This is a genomic window from Ligilactobacillus murinus DSM 20452 = NBRC 14221 (assembly GCF_001591685.1).
GTDB classification, from domain to species: domain Bacteria; phylum Bacillota; class Bacilli; order Lactobacillales; family Lactobacillaceae; genus Ligilactobacillus; species Ligilactobacillus murinus.
In genome coordinates, this window is sequence record NZ_BCVJ01000014.1 from 21,933 (window position 1) to 39,842 (window position 17,910).

Genomic DNA, 17,910 nt, shown 5'->3' on the forward strand with positions numbered 1-17,910 from the left:
TTTGCTCACACTCTATCTAAATATATCTTCTTTAGATCGGCTACCTGTGATTTGGTCAAGGCTAATTCGTTGTGTAAATAATTTTCTAACGAACCATATTCACGCTGCATCACGCGCAGCGCCGTTTCTAAATATGTCTCATTGACCGAGCCTAGTGCACGAAGATTAGTCAAATAGATCTCTTGACCTGTCTTTGGTAATTGGCGCTTGGCTAATTGCTTTGCTTGCCAAGGGGCTAAATACTTGTTTGAAGCTAAGTAATCACGCCTGATCGTTGCTTCATCGACCCCTAGTGCCGTTAAAAGATAGACCGCCCCCATTCCTGTACGGTCCTTTCCCGCTGAACAATGGAAAAGCACCGAGCGACCTTCATCACTATTTTCTAACAAGACATCAAAGAAATGCCGATACGCTTTCTTTGCACTATCAGCCAATACGATATCATGGTAAGCTCGTAACATATTGTTGAACCCAGCTTGAGGATCAGTGAAAAATTGCTTTGCTCGCTGATCTTTAGCTGTACTCTTAGTCTCATCTTCTGGAAATACCGGTGCAAAATGGTAAGTTGCACCAGTTGGCACTTTATCTGGTGCATTTTCTTGTTCTTCTGATGAACGGAAGTCTACATCATGACGCAAACCATACTCCGCTAAAAAATTCACATCTTTAGGCGATAAATTACCTAAAGATGCAGCGCGGATCACCTTATTTGCCTTTATCTGACGTCCATCTTTAGTCCGATAGCCACCCAGATCTCTAAAATTAACGCCCTGCTCTAGTGGTAATAAAACTGGCATGCTCTCACCTTCCTAATTGTCTTTACTGCCACTATACTTTTGTTTTTGTTTTATTTCAATCTTTGTGCCTTTTTTCTCGTTCCTTGCGCAAAACTTCTAACACCCACCGCATCGAGTAGCCATAACGTCGTGCTAACTCACTTGCATTTTCACCGTTGTACTCAGCGACGATCTTTTGCGCCACTTTTTTAGGATCATAGAGTCGCATCGGAAACGTATATGATAACCCCCGGTAGGTTTCATGGAGCTTATAGGCATTCTCCAACCCGATCAGGTCGGCTAACTCCTGATAAAATTCATTTAATAATTCTTTGTCTACTTCATCTGTCATTTTGTTATCCTCACTTTATTTTTCCTTGCAAATTACACGATAGTTTTCATTTGACATCTTCTATTATCTAGGGTTACATAGACATATATTGTCATTTAAAAAAGAAGGTGTTTTTTATGTCATCTAGCGCAACTCGCTTACTAGATATCTATCACAAATTGCTCAATGGAGCCGCGATCACCAAAGAAGAATTTGCCCAAAAATATGAAGTCGCTCCCCGCACGATCCAGCGTGATTTAGCCGATATCCGACTCTTCTTAGAAGAATACCGCCCTGATGCAAAACTACAATACAATCGCAGTACTAAAAGCTCTTATCTAGTAGGGCAAAATAATACATTGGGCAAAGCTGAGACCTTGGCCTTATGTAAGATCCTCCTTGCCAGCCGTGCTTTTACGAAAAAAGAAACTGATCATCTTTTAGGAGCTCTAAACGATAACTTGCCCCCAGCTGAACAAAAAGAATTGAACTGGATCATCAAAAATGAGCAGAGTAATTATGTCGAACTCCAACATACCAAAGCACTACTTCAGATATTGTGGGAATTTTCCAACTATATCGTTAAACATCAGCTCTTAAACATTGTATATACTAGACAAGATAAAAAACAAGTAACACACACTATTCTGCCAAAAGCGATAATTTTTTCAGATTATTACTTTTACGTTGTTTCATACAGCCAAAATGCCGAGCAAGATCTCTTTTTCCGTCTAGATCGGATCATCGACTACACTCCGCTCGATAAAAAAGCGGGGCACTCACAAAATTTACGCTATGAAGATGGAAAATTACGCCAAAACATCCAATTCATGACCCCAGGCGATCTGCTAACGATCACTTTTGAATTCTCTGGGACCGTCGAAGCAGCCTTAGATCGTTTTCCTAACTCCAAAGTTATTAAAAAATTAGCCGATTCTGTTGTGATCGAAGCTGAAACGATCGATCAAGGTGCGATGATGTGGCTTTTAAGTCAAGGTAAACGCGTCAAAGTCTTAAGTCCTGACAACTTTAAAGCTAAAATGAAACAAGAGCTAAAAGAGATGTTACAAAATTATACTTCCTAACAAAAAGAGCCTGGAAATCTAGGCTCTTTTTTGATCACTGAATTTAAAATAGACTTGCGCCAACAATTCGGCTAAGAAAAAGCCCATCGCTAAAGCTCCAGCGATCATCCCGGCTTCTACTAAAAAGCGTAACGCCAATTCATCATTTTTAAAAGCAAAATAGTAGACTGCACGATAAGCCTGCCCCCCGGGAACTAATGGCACTAAACTCGGGACATTGAACAAGATCATCGGCTTTTGCTTGATTCGTGCTGCGATCACCGAACAAATACCGATCACGACCGCTGCAACGAGATTGGCTAAGACCATTCCCGTGTGACCAAGATATAAGAATTTATATGTCATCCAACCCAAAATTCCGATCAAGCCACAGACGTTCAAAGCTGAACGCGGAATATTCAAGGTGACCGCAAAGCCGACCGTAGCTAGATAACTGAAAATAACGTGAATCACGATCGTTGTTAGATCCATCTTGATCTTCCTTTCTAAAAAAAGCGTAAAACACAAGCGATGCCCATCCCGATCGCAACCGCAGTCAACAAGGCTTCAGCCGCCCGGGCGATCCCACTTAAGATGTGCCCTGCTAATAGATCACGTACCGCATTGGTCAACGGAACTCCTGGGACTAGGGGCATGACGCTTCCGATGATCACGATACTATAATTTTTAGCCAAACCATATTTGACACTCAAAACAGCTAAGGCCCCGATCGCTAAAGCAGCCACAAACTCACTAGCAAATTTGACCTTAAACCGCGTGTTGACTACATGAAACAAATAATAGCCTAAAGCACTGATCACAAAGGTTGGCAAAAAATCTTGCCACGAACCGTTGTACATGATCTCCAAAGTCGCACCAACAACACCAGCAGCTAACACCAACCACCGTAACTTAAAATCCGGGGTCGTCTGATCAAGTGTAGTCAGATAAGCATAGACTTCTTTTAAAGTTTTGGTCTTAGCTTGATAAGCCCGTGAGATATCATTGACCCGGGCGATCCGCTCAAGATCGATCCGACGCTTTTCGATCGCAATGACCTGTGCATTTGCCCCCTTGATCGACATCATGATCCCCGTCGTCGTTTCAAAGATATCGGGTTCAGTTACACCTGAATTTTTAGCGATCCGCTTTAAAGTGTCATCGATCCGGGCCATGTCAGCTCCATTTTCGATCATGATCTTCCCCGCTAACAGCGTCGTTTCGATAATTAGATCCTTGTCTTCCATGATTTCCCCCTAATTTACTTAATTACATTATATAGCTATCATTTTAACATTTTAGTTCCAAAAATTACGATCATTTACTACCATGATTCGTTATAAACACCTAAAAACATTAACGTTTCATTGCATAAGATATAATTTTATATTAAAAATATCTATATTTTATTAAGATTTTATGTTATATTTAGCTTAATCTAAAAAAAGGATGTGACTTGCATGGGACACAATTATGAAGAAAAGCGACGTTATAAATTATATAAAGCTAAGAAAAGATGGGTCAGTGCTGCGATCATTACCGCTTCGGGGGCGTTCTTATTCTTAGGGACACCAAGTGCCTTAGCCGATGAAGCTGTTACAGCTGAAGTAACGACCACAGCCCAAAATGAGCAACAGCTCCAGGGAACGACCCAAACACAGGCTGAAGCTAAACCAAGCACACAGACACCAGCCACTGAGAGCTCAACTGATGTTACGCAGGCATCGACTACTGCAACTACAGCTGATGCTACGCAGGCACCGACCACTGAAACACCAGCTCCAACGACTCAAGCCGACCATGAAAAAGGGAATGTAGAGGGCGCTTGGGAGCAAGGCTACCGCGGCCAAGGGATGGTCGTAGCCGTGATCGACTCTGGTGCTGACACAACGCATAAAGATTTTCAACAAGCACCAACAGACCCTAAACTTTCACAAGCCGATGCCCAAGCTAAGATCAATGAGCTCGGCTATGGTAGTTATGCGTCTGAAAAATTCCCATTCGTCTATAACTATGCTTCAAAAAGCAATGACTGGATCAAAGATGATGGCCCCGGCGCTTCCCAACACGGACAACATGTAGCTGGGATCATCGGAGCTGACGGTCGTCCAAATGGGGATGACAAATATGCCGTTGGGGTCGCTCCTGAAAGCCAAATTTTAGCTTTACGGGTCTTTAACGATCAATTTGCCGATGAAAATACTGATGATATCGCCCAAGCTATTTACGATGCTGTCAATTTAGGCGCTAACGTCATCCAAATGTCGCTCGGTCAAGGGGTCGCTGCCTCAGATCTAAATGATGTCGAACAAAAAGCAGTCCAATATGCGATCGATCACGGGGTCTTTGTCTCGATCTCAGCGTCAAATAACGGACATGCTGGTAGTATCAAAACTCCTGATGCCCCCTACTCACCAGGTGGAGCAAACGGATCTTTTGAACCGTTCTCAAGTAGCACAGTCGCTAATCCTGGGGCTTCGCGCAATGCTTTGACAGTTGCCGCCGCAAACTCTGGGCAAGGCGCTGCTGCTAACATGGCTGACTTTTCTTCTTGGGGACCAATGCAAGATTTTACTTTAAAACCAGATATCTCCGCTCCTGGGGTCAAGATCGTTTCAACTGGAAATGATAATGGCTATAAGACTATGAGTGGGACTTCGATGGCAGGCCCATTTGCTGCGGGCTCAGCTGCCTTAGTGATGCAAAAATTACAAAAAGAGACCTCCCTCAAAAATGCTGAACTTGTCCAAGCTACTAAAGCTTTATTGATGAACACCTCACAACCATTATTAGATGCGATCTCAGGTGTAGTGGTCTCACCTCGACGCCAAGGGGCTGGCCAGATCAATGTTGGCGCTGCTGTTGCCTCACCAGTTTATATCACGGCTGATGATGGGACAAGTTCACTTTCCTTGCGCCAACTTACAGAAAGCACGAAATTCAACTTGACTTTTACCAACTTGAGTAACAGCGATCAAACTTATACTTTCGATGACCTCGGTGGTGGTTTTACCGAAAAACGCGATGACTTTACTGGCCATTATTACGAAGAACAATTGCCTGGGGCTCGCGTAAATGGCGCTAATAAAGTCGTAGTCAAAGCTGGTCAAACATTGACAGTTCCGTATACTTTAGATCTAACTGAACTTACGCCTGGTCAATTAATCGAAGGATGGCTCCGCTTTACTGGTGATAACGGACAAAGCACCTTAGTCGTACCATTCCTTGGCTACTTTGGGGATATGACTAGTGAAGAAGTTTTAGATAAAAAAGCTAATGATGCCACAAATGTTTACGGTGGGAATTACTTTGTCAACGAACACAATTACCCACGTGGGATCGCTGATGAAGAATCATTGAAGAAATTAGTCAACTTAGACGGTGATTACAACTGGCAACAAGTGGCTAAGCTCTATCAAGATGGTAAAGTGGCCTTCTCACCAAATAATGATAATAAGAGCGATCTCTTAAAACCAGTTGCCTTTGTCAAACAAAACTTGCAAGACTTAAAAGTCGTTGTTCTAGATCAAAATGGTAAAGTTGTCCGGGTCGTTGCCGATGAAAAAGGCTTAGATAAGTCATTTTACCAATCTGACCGTAACCAAGATGTGAGTTTATCGGTCTCCATGCGAAATGATCCAAATACCTTTGATTGGAACGGAATGGTCTATAATGACAAGACTGGTGAATCTGAAGTGGCTTCCGATGGACAATATACTTACCGCTTTGTTGCCACGCTCTACAATGATGGACAAAAGAAAGTCCAAACAGCTGATTACCCGATCATCATCGATACAACAGCTCCAACGATCAGCAACTATAAATTAACGCTCGACACTGCTGCTGATAAACCAAGTGGTCATTTGAGCTTTGATTTTTCCGATACGGGAGCAGGCTTTACTGACTATTCCTATGCTGTCGTTTCGATCAATGGTAAGCTCTTTGGCCACAAACTAAATGAAGGTGCTTCAAAATTCAATGACGAGGCGAAGCTAAGTGGGACTGCTAACTTTGAATTGAGCCCCGAGGAATTAGCCGCCTTTACCGCAGCTCAAAACCAAGTCACCGTCATGGTCGCTGATACTGCCGATAATGTAGGTCTCTTTACCAGCGAAGTTGCAGGTTTAACAACTACTTCCCAAACGGTCAATGTTTGGAATGCCGTTGACGGACTAGGCTTTGATAAAGATAGCAAATTCTATGACGCTAAGACTAACGGCTATACTCTAGTTGGTGGGACGACCCAACCATTCTATTACAATGGCCAGTTAGTTGAACCAAAAGCTGACTCAACTTATAGCTTAAATGTCAACGCTGACGCTGAAAAAGTCGTCTTCACGGCTGATCAAGCTGGTAAAGATGTCTTATTGACCCTAAATACGGCAACACCAAAAGCTGCCTTTGCTTGGCAAAAAGCACACACGACTGTACAAAGCTTTGGGATCGACTTAGATACCGTCACAACTAATGATCCAGAACACGTCTTTGTCTATGCTGCTGTCACAGCTGGTAATGGAGTCAAAGCCTTTGCCCGTGACTACTTCACCGGAGATGTCTATGAAGCAAGTGTCAAAGATGGCTTAGCAACTTTTGAAGTCAAAGTCAAAAATACCAGTCGCCGGACTGTCTTATTAGGCTGGACGGAAGTAGCGGGACCGACCTTTAATGTGGTCCAAACTACAGCTTCCGATAAAGCTTATCTCGGAGTCGATGCGCGGCCAAGTAACCAACCACAACGTTATAACTTCGCTAATGTTGCTGAATTACAGACTGATCTAGTCCAAGAAAAGGCTGATCCAACTACTTTAGGTGCGCCAGGTGCACTACCAGGACATGCTTTGAGCGACTTAACGACCCGAAGCGAACCTAACTCAGAGATCAGTTTTGACTACCTTGAAGATAACAACTACAACTGGATCGGGGCCCAAGCGATCGCTGATGGCGTATACGATCCTAAGGCACAAACTTTCCATGTGACTGGGAAAGTTAGTCCAGATGTGGTGCAATTGATCATGTTAGGCAATAGCGCTGATGAACAAGATCCACAAAATCACGTTTCATTCAACGAAGATGGGACTTTTGGCTTTGAATTCAACATCAAGCCGACCGAACAACGTCCACTTGCCTATATCTACACCACAAAAGATGGTCAAAAGACACGTGGCACAGTTCAAGTCATCTTAGATACAGTCTTACCAACACTTGAATTTGAAAATGTCGCTAACTATGATTTTGATGGTAAAAATTATTACGTTTACACTAACGAACCAAACTTCACGATCAAAGGAACCGCCCACGACAATCTTGATGGTTACCGCTTCTTCTTCAACGGAGATAACGAATTCCGTGAATTCCACCATTCGGGCATCAACCACGGAGGCAATCCATATGCTCCTTACGGCTTTGAAAGAAGCTTTGCCTTAAATGATGAAAAGGGTGAGACACAACACGTCTACACATTAGATGTGCTCGATGTGACTGGTAATCACACGATCCGGAAGTTCTTTGTCTACTACCAACCTAAATCAGAGGTCCCAGCAGCCGTAGATGTTGAGCGCAACCATGCCGATGCATTCGTCGAACAATATCCAGAAACAGCCCTTCTGTTCTTCGATCCAGCGACCCAAAGCTTCCAAGAGCTCGATCCAGAAGGGTTCCATCCAGATGGCCTCTACAGCTTAGTCAATAAATACGGCAATGTAGTGGCTGTGATGAATGTCTACACGGTCGAACCTGAAAAAGAATCAGATAGCTCTGAAAAACAGGAAAAACAAGATCAGGAACGACACGACCAAAATGATCAAGACACTAAAGAAGATCAAGGTGCAAGCCAAGATCAAGAAAAAGAAAATACTGGAGCCGGCTTTGGTAAAGATGACACTACCGGTTCAGGCACAGATAAAAAACAAGTTACAGCAGCTAACAAACAAGTTGCTCCTGTGCTCCAAGATAAAGCCAAAACGCCTGCTACACCAGCAACTACTGACCTACCACAAACAGGTGAAGCAAAACATCAAGCTTCGGTCTTAGGTCTCTTGGCGCTCGGCTTAGCTAGTCTCTTTACGCTGGTTGGTTTTGATCGTAAAAAAGAAACCAGATAACAACTAAATAACGCAAAAATGCCACTCAGGATAGCTGCTATCCTTGAGTGGCATTTTTATATGGCGTCTAAATATAGACCCGATCAATGTTTAAACAGTTCCTTACTGGCTTTGGTGTCATCTTCTTGGATATTTTTAGCTACTTTCAATAAGTTCTTGTTAAAATCGGCTGTCTTAGTTCGATATTGTTGAACCTGCTGGAGATTTTTGGCAGCTTGTTCGCTGTCCCAGAGCCGTTCTTTGGTATACGGTGCGATCATTTCTTCGATCTCAGCATCTGACAAATGCTTTCTGAGCGCATAAGCACCTTGCGCGATCTCTTGGGCAATACTTACGATCTCATCTTCGAGCTCTTGTTGGGCATTCTTAAAAATAGTCGTGTATTCTTCACCGACATCACGCGCTTTAGTCGCTACTGTCTGGGCTAATTCTTCTTGTAATGCGATCTTTTGGCTCCCACTGGCCGTCGCCAGTTGTTGTTGTAAACTAGTTACCTTACCTTGCCACTGACTAGCGAGTTTAGCTTCATTCACGACCGCCTGATATTCCTGTTGAAACTTAGCGTACAAAGCTCCATCACTCAATAAAAGTGACAATAAATTTCTCGAAGAAACATTAGCCCCCGTGTTTTGGATCATTAACTCTAAATATTTATCGATCAAGTGTGAAATTTTGATCCCAGCTGCAAAAATATAGCCATGTTCGTTTAAATTAGCTTCTTTTAGTGTGCCATCAGCATTGATCTGATACTGGCCAAAATCATGACTTGAACCATACTTAGCATCAAAATCAAATGTCGTCGTAAATGACTTTGGCAATAGATAATGGACTTTACCGATCTCATCGACATCTTTTTTGTTCCGATTCAACATCGAAACGATATCAAAAGCGTTGACGTAATACTCGATCTTGCCCTGCTCTTCTAAGGTTTGAATGTTGGCTTGCGCTTGTTTAGACATTTTATTGATGCTTTCCCGAGCATCGGGGCCTTGAAATAACACGATCTTATCCAATTTAGCGATATCTTCTTTAGGCAAGTTAGCCACGGCTTGGATCGAGACCATCGTTCCTAACGAGTGACCGGTGACCGCCATTGTAGCGTTAGGTGCTTTCTTGCGCAATTCACTTATCTTGACCTGCATCGCTTTATTAGCAAGCTTTGCCTGAGGAATATAGGCATTGAATAAGGTAAATGATCCGTTGTTGCTCACCCAATCATTTAAGGTATTCAGACTCATACCGTCACTGCCCCGAGTCGCAAAATATGTATGCTTAGTCGCACTATTCAACTTAGGGGTGTCCGTCACGTAGTAGGAGTTGTATCCAGCCTTTTCATCAGTCAATAAACCTTTTTGATACGTTTTTTCTTCACCAAACAAACTTTTTTCTTTTAGCGTCTCGAGTTTGTCGGGTTGGAGATAGACCTTGCTTGCATCATTGCCATAGGCGTCCTTGGCATTGGGAAATACAAATGAAGCATACTTCTTGTCAGACATTTCCTTACTTTGCGATTTTGATAATTTCGTAAAGTTCATCCCTTCTTCACGTCCTATGTATGCTCCCTTAGCCAAATTTATATAGATATTGTTTGTTTCTTTTAAATCACTCATAATGTATTTCCTCTCAATTGACTATCTAATATTTTTTATTTTGGAAGGTCTATTGGTATCATCAGGTATTATATATATTTCAAATCCATCTAGTTCCTTACTATTATTAAAAATACTTACTTCAATTCCCAACATTTTTGGACTAAATGCCATACTACGAACTACCCTTATTGATTCCCAATCATATTTAATATCTGTAATATCATAATCTTTTATAATCACATACCTACTTTGTTTTTTCACATATTCCGTCATCTCTTTTTCATGTGCCTTCAAAAAAGCTACTTGGCGTTCTTTTTGTGCTGCTTGTCTCATTTCGACCACTTTCCTTGTTCCTCCTATTCCAGCTAGTACTAAAAGTATCGCAATAAGTACTAGGACTACTCTTTTCTTCATATTTCTTCTCCTATAAAACCCTTACATAAATAAAAATCTAAATAACTAAGATACAAGATGAATACTAGCATCTTTTCTAATTGTTTTCAATCCATTTTTTAATTTAAGTAATAATAACTTCTTAGTATTGCACAAAAATAAGGATGCTGGAAATTCCAACATCCTTATCCTATTTCTTAACTGGTGTCTTTTCAGCCCGTTTGAGTGCATCTTGGATACAATCGAGATACAACTTGCTGGCATCTTCACGTCCACCAAAGTGTGTCCCATCAGTGCCTTCAAAGACTTCTTGATGTGCTCGGGCAACTTGATCCCAGTCGCCGATCGTGATGAACTTGTATTTGCTTGGCAAAGTCCGTTCCCACACACCCAACTTATATGAGTTATACGAAGAATCGGCATGTCCATCATGCGGGGTGATGAAGATCAAATGATGCCCTGGTTTCAAGTCATCGATCACCTTTTGGGTTTGTTCTTGATAATCATCTAACGAGTTGGTCCCGATACAGATCACCACATTTTTACGCAATTGCCCACTATTTTGTAGATTCATCAAAACATCATAGGCTAGGTTCATCGTGCGGTTACCTTCGGCGTCGATATCGACATCTGTCATGTGTTCCAACAGATAACTGCGACTGCCAAGCGTCACACTATCACCGATGATCGTCGTTCCAGCCGGAATACCTGTATTTTGATCGGTCGTTACTGATGTCTCTGTTTTAGGTGCGGTCGCTTTGGCATACGCCATATCGAGCTTACCGACATCTTGTTGGATCCCACCTAACATCAAGTTTTCTTCCAACGAGGAGATCGTCGGTGCTTGTAAGCAGAGGAACACTCCAAAACCGATCGCTAGTGTCATAAATCCACCTAAAGGAGCCACGATCTGTTTGAAATTGACTTCACGCCCAGCCAATGAGACTGGCTTACCACGGAGAAGCGGCTCTAAGAAGTAATACGAGAAGCTCGCAAAAATAACTGATAAGATCGTCGTCAAAAGCGCGGCGATCCCGTTACTGAACTGCTTGGATAAGACGACAAACAATGGCCAGTGGAACAGATAAACACTATAGCTGATATCTGCGAGGTAGACAAAGATCTGGGGCTCTTTTACATCCGGCGTTTTGCGGTGTAAGATATTAGCCCCAAAAATCGCACCCGCGGCAAAGAGACTCGCTAAAATAAAGCCAAACATGTAAGTCTCACGGCGATCAAAGCGCAGGAAGTAAGCCAAGATGAATAATAGTGCTAAATTTATCACCATAAAGGCTAAAGCTTTATTCTTAGTCCAATGTTTTTCAACACTTGCACTGAAAGCTGGCATCAGATCTTGGATCCCCGCGATCGATCCCAACATGCTCCCAACGAAAAATGGGAAGATGTGGGTCACGCTGGAGAAGTAGATCGGTGAAAATTCACTCAGGCCTTGAGCTCCTAGATACATTGCGGTCGCACTTCCTACGGCGAGTAAGGCTGAACCAGCTAGTACCCGCAAGCGGAATTGTTTGACCGACGTTGAGACTTTGGTCAATAAGTAAAGTAAAAAGCCCCAGATCAAGTAAAATTGAACTTCGATCGCTAACGACCACGTGTGGACGAACAAATGCGGAATAAAGCGCGATTCATACGTTCCACCCGTGTTGATCTCAAAGATGTTAGTCACAAACCCGACCGCTGATGTGATCTGACGTGTCAGATCGGTGATGTAATCTTTACCGACCAACAAAGTGAACGGTAAAACGATACAGATCATCAAGACCAAGGGTGGCAAGATCCGCATCACGCGCCGATAATAGAAATCCCGCAACCTAAATTTTTGCGAGCGACTGAACTCATCGATGATCAAGGCGGTGATCAGATAGCCTGAGAACGTAAAGAAGATATCGACCCCGATAAAGCCACCGGTATAGCGCATTTGAAAGAAGTGATATAAGAGCACACAGATCAGACCCGTGATCCGGATCAAACTAAACCATTTGATTCTCATTTGTCTTTGTACTCTCCTTTAACATAGTTACCGGCTTGTACGACGTGGTCTTTATCCTGCAATTTACCCGCGCCATTTGCGACACCTTTATGGAAGATCCCCGTAAAGGTCCAGCCGTTATGTGACTTGAAAGTGCCCCGACCTTCGAAATGTCCGTCTTTGAAGCCACCGGTGTAAACATCGCCGTTTTTGAACTTGAGCGTACCTTTGACGGGCTTACCCTCATTTGTCGTACCTGTATATGTGCTGCCATCTTGGAAAGTCAACGTGGTCTTCTTTTCACCTGCATTGCTGAAAAAAGTCAGCAACACGCAAGCCACGATCAAGATCCCTGAGGCTAGCAAGATAATATTTTTTCTACCCCACATATTACCTATCCTTATGTTTCAGATTTCTAATTAATTTTGACGCTTACGCTTAGCCATACCAAACATTCCTAATGTTCCAACTAACATTGCCCCTAAGACTGCTAGCCAATTTTCAGCTTTGGCACCAGTTTGTGGCAAGTTAGCCACTTGAGTTGCTTTAGTGTTTGTTGCCTTCGTTTGAACGCTGGTATTCACTAATGTAGCATTTGTTTTGCTTGTTGAAGTTGTTTGAGCTTGAGCTGTTGCTTTATCAGTAGCTGTAGGCGTAACAACTTTTTGGTTGTTTTGATTTGTCGCTTGTTGTTTTTGAACTTGTTCCAAAGCTTTTTGAGCAGCTTCATGTGCTAGAACTTGATCATACTTAGCTTTAGCTGTTGTTAAAGTCTGATCCTTGAAGTCCAAAGCATCTTGGGCTTCTTTATTTGCATCATAAAGTGCGACATAAGCTTTTGTCACTTGATCTAACCATGCCTTAGCATCAGCTAATTGGTTTTTGGCATCAGCTAGATCAGTATCAACAAATTTATAAGCCACCATCTTAGCTTGGAGATCTTTCAGTTTAGCCTGGGCGTCAGTAGCGTCTTTATCAGCTGCGGTCACTTGAGTTTGGGCAGCAACTAAAGCTTGATTTGCTTTAGCACTAGCTTGTTTAGCCGCATCCAAAGCAACCTTTTTTTGAGCCAAGTTAGCTTGGGCTTTTGCTAAATTTGATTTTGCTTGATCCAAACGTGCTTGTTTATCCTTAGCATCAGCATTTAAATCAGCAACAGCCTTAGTTGCAGCTGTTAAATTAGCTTGGGCTGTCTTCAAATTATCATTAGATGCCGTTAAAGCAACAAATGAAGCATTTAAAGCTTGTAGCGCTTGCTCAGCAGCTTGTTGTTTTTGAGCCAAGTTTTGCGCTGTTTGTCCTGCCTTAGTTTTGGCTTGTTGTAGATCAGCTTGGGCTTTATCGTGTGCTGCTTGTGCTTTACTTTGAGCTTGCTTTGCACTTGTCAATTCAGCTTTAGCTTGATTCAAGGCTTCTGTGTTGTTAGGGCTGACGATAAAGCCACCTTGGTCGACAAATGCTTTGTCTAATGGGGTGAACGATTCGAAATGAAGCGTCCCATTCCCATCAATAGCAAAACCAAAGTAGATCGTCTTATATTCAGGATAAATCTGACTTTGTTTGTGCATATATTCAGTTGTTAAATGTGACGCATGACCCCAGCCAGAGCCTCCATCGTTAAAAATCATTCCCCGAATACTGCTATAAATATTAGACTTAAGTAAGTCAAGCGAAATTTCTTTATTATAACCCATTGCGATGGATTCGCCTTGATTATCGGCACCATGAACATATTGAGCGCCTTTATTAATTGCTTCTTGACTATGGTTAAAGCCGGCAGAAGTTGAATTTTGCGCAATTACTTTGGCATAATTGATGGATTCTTGCGTTAAAACATATTTAGTATCAAAACCTAATTGTGGTGGGATTTGATTTAAGATATCAACGATCCACATATTCAATTCTTTGAGTTGTTGGTCGCTCAAGTTTGTTGGGTCTACCATGATTTGTTTATCTTTTTCACTATGTTTAAAATCGTTTTCTGGTAATCCACCAATTTGATTACGAATTTCTTGAAGTTTATTAAACTTATCTTGGTCTACCTTAACTTTACCATTTTCAATTGAAATATAATTTTGCAAATCAGGATTTAAGTAGCCTTCACCCATGTTGATAGTTTGCTTTACTTCATCTGTATCTAACGCATCAACTTTTGTTTGAGCTTCTTTAACTTTATCATTTGCTTTATCTAAATCAGCTTTAGCACTATCGGCTGTTGTTTGCTTATCAGCTAAATCAGCTTGAGCCTTATCGTTTTCCGTTTTAGCATTTGTTGCGTCAGTTTGTGCCTTATCATGCGCACTTTTGGCTACATCATGGGCTGTCTGTTTAGCGGCAACATCAGCTTGGGCAGCTTCGACTTGCTCTTTAGCTTTTTGTTCATTAGCTAAAACTTCTTTAGCACCAGTCCCGTCAACGGCAGCTTGGGCTTTTGCAACATTTGCTTGTTCAGTTGCAACGGTTTTGCTAGAAGCATCTACATCGGCAGTAGCCTGATCTTCATCAGCTTTAGCTTGTTTTAGTTCAGCTTCTTTAGCAGTAACATTTTGCTTAGCTACTGTGATAGCATCTTGTTTAGTAGCCACGTCTTTTGTTTGCGCATCGATCTGAGCTTGTGTCTTAGCAATATTTTCTGGCGTTGCTTCTTGCTTAGCTTTGGTTGCAGCTTCAACTACTTTTTCAGCATTAGCGACATTGTCTTGTGCTGCAGTCACATCTTTTTGACCTTTTTCTAAAGCAGCTTTGGTATCAGCCGCCGTTTGTTTAGCTTGCTGTTGTTCAGCTACTGCTTTATCATAATCAGCTTTAACTGAGTTTTTATCAGTTGTCGTCGTTGCTTGGCTAGCGGTCGGTGTGGTTGGAGTATCTGCTTTGACTACTTGACCGTTAGTTACTGTTACAAAGGCGCCCGCTACAGCAGTCGTCGTTAATAAAATGTTTTTCGTTTTCGACATATCTATTCCTCCATCTTAGATAAATGTACTTGCAATAAAAGCTCCAAGAAATTAGATCCTTGGAACTTTCATACTGTGTATTAGCCTTGTTGTTTACGTTTAGCAACACCAGCTAGTCCTAACGCACTGATGATCATCACACCTAATGCAGCTAACCAACCTTGGTCTTTAGTCCCTGTTTGTGGGAGTTCACCTTTTTTCGCGGTTACTTGTGCTTTAGGTGCTTCATTTTGTTTTGCTTGTTCTTTGAGCGTACCAACTAATTTACCATTAGCATCAAAAACTTGATTCCCTTTAACTGTATGACCAGCTACAGGATTCCCATTTTGATCAACTAACTTACCATCTTTCAAATAGAAAGTTTGTTGTCCCCCTTGAGTTGTTGTTTTGCTTGTTTCAGTTTGAGCATTTTCTGTAGCTTTCCCAGTTTGCTTTTCTTGACCTGCTTGATCACTTTGACTATTTTGTTGTCCTTGGCTTTGTCCAGTAGCACCATTGGCATCAGTGCCTGCTTGGGTCCCAAAAACTGCATCGTATTTAGCTTTAGCTTCATTATATTCAGCTGTATGCTTAGCTAATAGGCCATCCACTGATTCTTGATTTTTTTGCCGTACACTTAAGTCCTGTTCTGCAATTTTTAAATTCTTTTGAGCCTCATCTAACTCTGCCTGAGCTTTCTCAACTGCTGTTTTAGCATTGTCACCCGTTAACTGTTTTGCTGCTTCGAGAGCATTTTGTTTTGCAGCTAGATCAGCTTGGGCAGCCGCATATTCTTTTTGAGCAGCTGGTAGATCGCCACTGAGCAATTTAACAGTCGCTTTGGTTTCTTCCAATAGCGCCTTAGCATGCTCGTAAGCTTGTTTGATGGCCTCTTTATCAGCAGGTTGCACATTTGTGACACCATTAGCGTTGGTTGTATCTGCATGGGCAACTTGACCGTTAGCTGCGACAACTAAAGTCCCAGCAAGTGCAGTTGTCAAAATAAGTTTCTTTGCCTTTTTCATCTTAAAAACTCCTCTTTTTTATTTTTTGCTAGTTTTCCGCCGATCTAGGTGGAGAGCGAGCAAAGAGGAAGCGTAGATAAGCTATCTTAAACATGACCTTTCCCCTACTTTCTGTGAGTTATGCCCACATGCCCCTGAAACTACTTATTTGAGTGGTGAAAAATCACTACCAACTGTTTTCTCTAAACCATCTAGTTTTACATTATCGATCGTTCTTTCTTCGTCAGCACTATCCACGGAGATCGTGTTGTCCGACAGATCCAGATCAAATGAGTAATTGACAAATTCATACTCCACGTCATCGCCACCAACGATCTCATCGTAATGATGTGTTTCTTTGGCGATCTGTCCGATGATGATCCGCTTACTATTCAGATCTCTTGAAGTCAGTTCCTTAATATCGCTTGGTGTACTCATGAAATCATAGCTATCACGACTAGAATCAACACCGATATACCACTTACCAGTTGGTTCGATCGTTGTTCGCCCTTTATTTTCGTCTGCTAAAGCTTTTTCAACGATTTTCTTGGCTTCATCTAGGTTCTTTACATTCTTCGCGTCAGCCAGATCTTTGACCGTTAGCTTAAACTCATGTGCTCCTTTAAAGACATAGCCCGCTTCCTTCAATTGAGCACTATCAGTTGTGACCCTAATCGTGATTTTTTCGCCATTTTCTAAAGAACCATTATTTGCGGTTGAAAATTTGAGGTCAGCATCTCCAAACTCATTTTTTTCGATCCCAATATTGCCTGAACCATCTAAGCCGTAAAATTTAAACTTGACCTTTTGTTTTATCTTTTCAGCCGTCAATGTTTCTGGTTCTTTTAACCCCTTAACAGTGATCGTCCGTTCACCTGACTTGAGTGGGATATCTTCATTATTAACTTTCCAGCGATATGTGATCTTTTCACCATTGTGCAAGTTAGTACTCTTGGAGAATTTAGTTTCTAACATACCACCTTTAAAATTTAACGCTGTACTCAAGATCTGCTTTTCACTATCCGTCAAAGTCGAGGTATTTACCGAATTGATACTATTTGCATCTTCGATCAATGACTTGAGTGTTTTAGCTGTACTTTTATCGACAAAATCCTTTTTTCTTAAATAATCCAACTGCATGATCGCAATTTTCTTTTCATCTTCTGGAGGTATCACTGCAACTACAGTCCCATTTTCGTTATAACCAGAAAAACTAAATTTCACATTATCGATCAAATTGGAATCAGCCGAATTTTTGTGCCAAATAAATACTCCAGCTACAACCGCTACGATGAGCACAACCCAGCTCCATTTGGGTAACTGTTTTATTGACTTCACAAACTCACTCCTTAGCTAAATTTGATTATTGAAAATTCTTAAGACTGGCTAAATATAATGAACCACCAATAATGGCTAAAATTCCTCCGACCCAGCCAAGGAATGGAATAAGTGCGATCGCCCCACCAACGATCAATAAAACATTTGGAGCGGATTTTACTGCGTCGCTTTCCTTATAATACACAGCAGCATAGATCCCCAATACAAGGATCGCGATTTTTAAGCAATTTAAAAATGCTACCATTGCGCCAACACTATTAACATCACCGGCAGCACTTCCTAGTACGAACCATCCACCTAAAAGTAAGATGATCCCTCCAACTAAACCAACGATCCCATTTGTTAATGCTAAATTCTTTGATTTCATAAAATATACTTCTCCTTTTTA

14 protein-coding genes are annotated in these 17,910 nt (G+C 41.8%); 2 read left to right on the plus strand and 12 right to left on the minus strand.

The window, feature by feature from the left end:
- Positions 1 to 5: 5 nt before the first annotated feature.
- Together LMU01S_RS04225 and LMU01S_RS04230 are read right to left on the minus strand one after the other, a co-directional pair.
- Positions 6 to 797, minus strand: coding sequence for a tyrosine-protein phosphatase (locus tag LMU01S_RS04225; protein WP_056957926.1), 792 nt, complete (start codon positions 795 to 797; stop codon positions 6 to 8).
- Positions 798 to 852: 55 nt separating this feature from the next.
- Entirely contained in the window at positions 853 to 1,128 is a 276-nt protein-coding gene (locus LMU01S_RS04230; RefSeq protein WP_004050055.1) for a Mor transcription activator family protein, read from the minus strand.
- Between the two features lie 116 nt (positions 1,129 to 1,244).
- Between LMU01S_RS04230 and LMU01S_RS04235 the strand changes: the two genes are divergently transcribed.
- Positions 1,245 to 2,192, plus strand: coding sequence for a helix-turn-helix transcriptional regulator (locus LMU01S_RS04235; RefSeq protein WP_056957924.1), 948 nt, complete (start codon positions 1,245 to 1,247; stop codon positions 2,190 to 2,192).
- An 18-nt stretch (positions 2,193 to 2,210) separates the two neighbouring features.
- Here LMU01S_RS04235 and LMU01S_RS04240 read toward each other — a convergent pair whose 3' ends face one another.
- Complete coding sequence (locus LMU01S_RS04240) at positions 2,211 to 2,663, minus strand: threonine/serine exporter family protein (protein WP_004050051.1); 453 nt, start codon at positions 2,661 to 2,663, stop codon at positions 2,211 to 2,213.
- A gap of 14 nt (positions 2,664 to 2,677) precedes the next feature.
- Entirely contained in the window at positions 2,678 to 3,418 is a 741-nt protein-coding gene (locus LMU01S_RS04245) for a threonine/serine exporter family protein (RefSeq protein WP_056957922.1), read from the minus strand.
- A gap of 213 nt (positions 3,419 to 3,631) precedes the next feature.
- Between LMU01S_RS04245 and LMU01S_RS04250 the strand changes: the two genes are divergently transcribed.
- Positions 3,632 to 8,272, plus strand: coding sequence for a S8 family serine peptidase (locus LMU01S_RS04250; protein WP_056957920.1), 4,641 nt, complete (start codon positions 3,632 to 3,634; stop codon positions 8,270 to 8,272).
- A gap of 83 nt (positions 8,273 to 8,355) precedes the next feature.
- Here LMU01S_RS04250 and LMU01S_RS04255 read toward each other — a convergent pair whose 3' ends face one another.
- The 8 genes from LMU01S_RS04255 to LMU01S_RS04290 all read right to left on the minus strand — a co-directional run bounded on the left by LMU01S_RS04255 (position 8,356) and on the right by LMU01S_RS04290 (position 17,889).
- Positions 8,356 to 9,882 carry a T6SS effector phospholipase Tle3 domain-containing protein gene (locus LMU01S_RS04255; RefSeq protein ID WP_056957918.1) on the minus strand — a complete coding sequence of 509 codons (1,527 nt, stop codon included), beginning with the start codon at positions 9,880 to 9,882 and terminating at the stop codon, positions 8,356 to 8,358.
- A gap of 21 nt (positions 9,883 to 9,903) precedes the next feature.
- Positions 9,904 to 10,278 carry a hypothetical protein gene (locus tag LMU01S_RS04260; RefSeq protein WP_056957916.1) on the minus strand — a complete coding sequence of 125 codons (375 nt, stop codon included), beginning with the start codon at positions 10,276 to 10,278 and terminating at the stop codon, positions 9,904 to 9,906.
- A 169-nt stretch (positions 10,279 to 10,447) separates the two neighbouring features.
- Positions 10,448 to 12,268: an acyltransferase family protein gene (locus LMU01S_RS04265; RefSeq protein ID WP_056957915.1), complete on the minus strand. Its 1,821-nt coding sequence runs from the start codon at positions 12,266 to 12,268 to the stop codon at positions 10,448 to 10,450.
- Positions 12,265 to 12,636, minus strand: a complete 372-nt coding sequence (locus LMU01S_RS04270; protein WP_056957913.1) for an MORN repeat-containing protein — start codon at positions 12,634 to 12,636, stop codon at positions 12,265 to 12,267. Before LMU01S_RS04270 ends, LMU01S_RS04265 begins: the two co-directional genes overlap by 4 nt.
- A 30-nt stretch (positions 12,637 to 12,666) precedes the next feature.
- On the minus strand, positions 12,667 to 15,201 hold the full coding sequence (locus LMU01S_RS04275; RefSeq protein WP_056957911.1) for an SEC10/PgrA surface exclusion domain-containing protein: 2,535 nt from the start codon (positions 15,199 to 15,201) through the stop codon (positions 12,667 to 12,669).
- A gap of 80 nt (positions 15,202 to 15,281) precedes the next feature.
- Positions 15,282 to 16,205 (minus strand): LPXTG cell wall anchor domain-containing protein, encoded by a 924-nt coding sequence (locus LMU01S_RS04280; RefSeq protein ID WP_056957910.1) that lies wholly within the window; start codon positions 16,203 to 16,205, stop codon positions 15,282 to 15,284.
- Positions 16,206 to 16,349: 144 nt separating this feature from the next.
- Positions 16,350 to 17,522, minus strand: a complete 1,173-nt coding sequence (locus LMU01S_RS04285) for a hypothetical protein (RefSeq protein ID WP_156470381.1) — start codon at positions 17,520 to 17,522, stop codon at positions 16,350 to 16,352.
- Positions 17,523 to 17,547: 25 nt separating this feature from the next.
- Positions 17,548 to 17,889, minus strand: coding sequence for a hypothetical protein (locus LMU01S_RS04290; protein ID WP_056957908.1), 342 nt, complete (start codon positions 17,887 to 17,889; stop codon positions 17,548 to 17,550).
- Positions 17,890 to 17,910 lie beyond the last annotated feature (21 nt).

What these genes read in the sequence shown, in the direction of transcription:
- LMU01S_RS04260 (WP_056957916.1), bottom strand. Translation starts at nt 10,278, where the DNA reads ATGAAGAAAAGAGTAGTCCTAGTACTTATTGCGATACTTTTAGTACTA.
- LMU01S_RS04225 (WP_056957926.1), bottom strand. Translation starts at nt 797, where the DNA reads ATGCCAGTTTTATTACCACTAGAGCAGGGCGTTAATTTTAGAGATCTG.
- LMU01S_RS04275 (WP_056957911.1), bottom strand. Translation starts at nt 15,201, where the DNA reads ATGTCGAAAACGAAAAACATTTTATTAACGACGACTGCTGTAGCGGGC.
- LMU01S_RS04280 (WP_056957910.1), bottom strand. Translation starts at nt 16,205, where the DNA reads ATGAAAAAGGCAAAGAAACTTATTTTGACAACTGCACTTGCTGGGACT.
- LMU01S_RS04250 (WP_056957920.1), top strand. Translation starts at nt 3,632, where the DNA reads ATGGGACACAATTATGAAGAAAAGCGACGTTATAAATTATATAAAGCT.
- LMU01S_RS04270 (WP_056957913.1), bottom strand. Translation starts at nt 12,636, where the DNA reads ATGTGGGGTAGAAAAAATATTATCTTGCTAGCCTCAGGGATCTTGATC.
- LMU01S_RS04240 (WP_004050051.1), bottom strand. Translation starts at nt 2,663, where the DNA reads ATGGATCTAACAACGATCGTGATTCACGTTATTTTCAGTTATCTAGCT.
- LMU01S_RS04235 (WP_056957924.1), top strand. Translation starts at nt 1,245, where the DNA reads ATGTCATCTAGCGCAACTCGCTTACTAGATATCTATCACAAATTGCTC.
- LMU01S_RS04265 (WP_056957915.1), bottom strand. Translation starts at nt 12,268, where the DNA reads ATGAGAATCAAATGGTTTAGTTTGATCCGGATCACGGGTCTGATCTGT.
- LMU01S_RS04290 (WP_056957908.1), bottom strand. Translation starts at nt 17,889, where the DNA reads ATGAAATCAAAGAATTTAGCATTAACAAATGGGATCGTTGGTTTAGTT.
- LMU01S_RS04230 (WP_004050055.1), bottom strand. Translation starts at nt 1,128, where the DNA reads ATGACAGATGAAGTAGACAAAGAATTATTAAATGAATTTTATCAGGAG.
- LMU01S_RS04255 (WP_056957918.1), bottom strand. Translation starts at nt 9,882, where the DNA reads ATGAGTGATTTAAAAGAAACAAACAATATCTATATAAATTTGGCTAAG.
- LMU01S_RS04245 (WP_056957922.1), bottom strand. Translation starts at nt 3,418, where the DNA reads ATGGAAGACAAGGATCTAATTATCGAAACGACGCTGTTAGCGGGGAAG.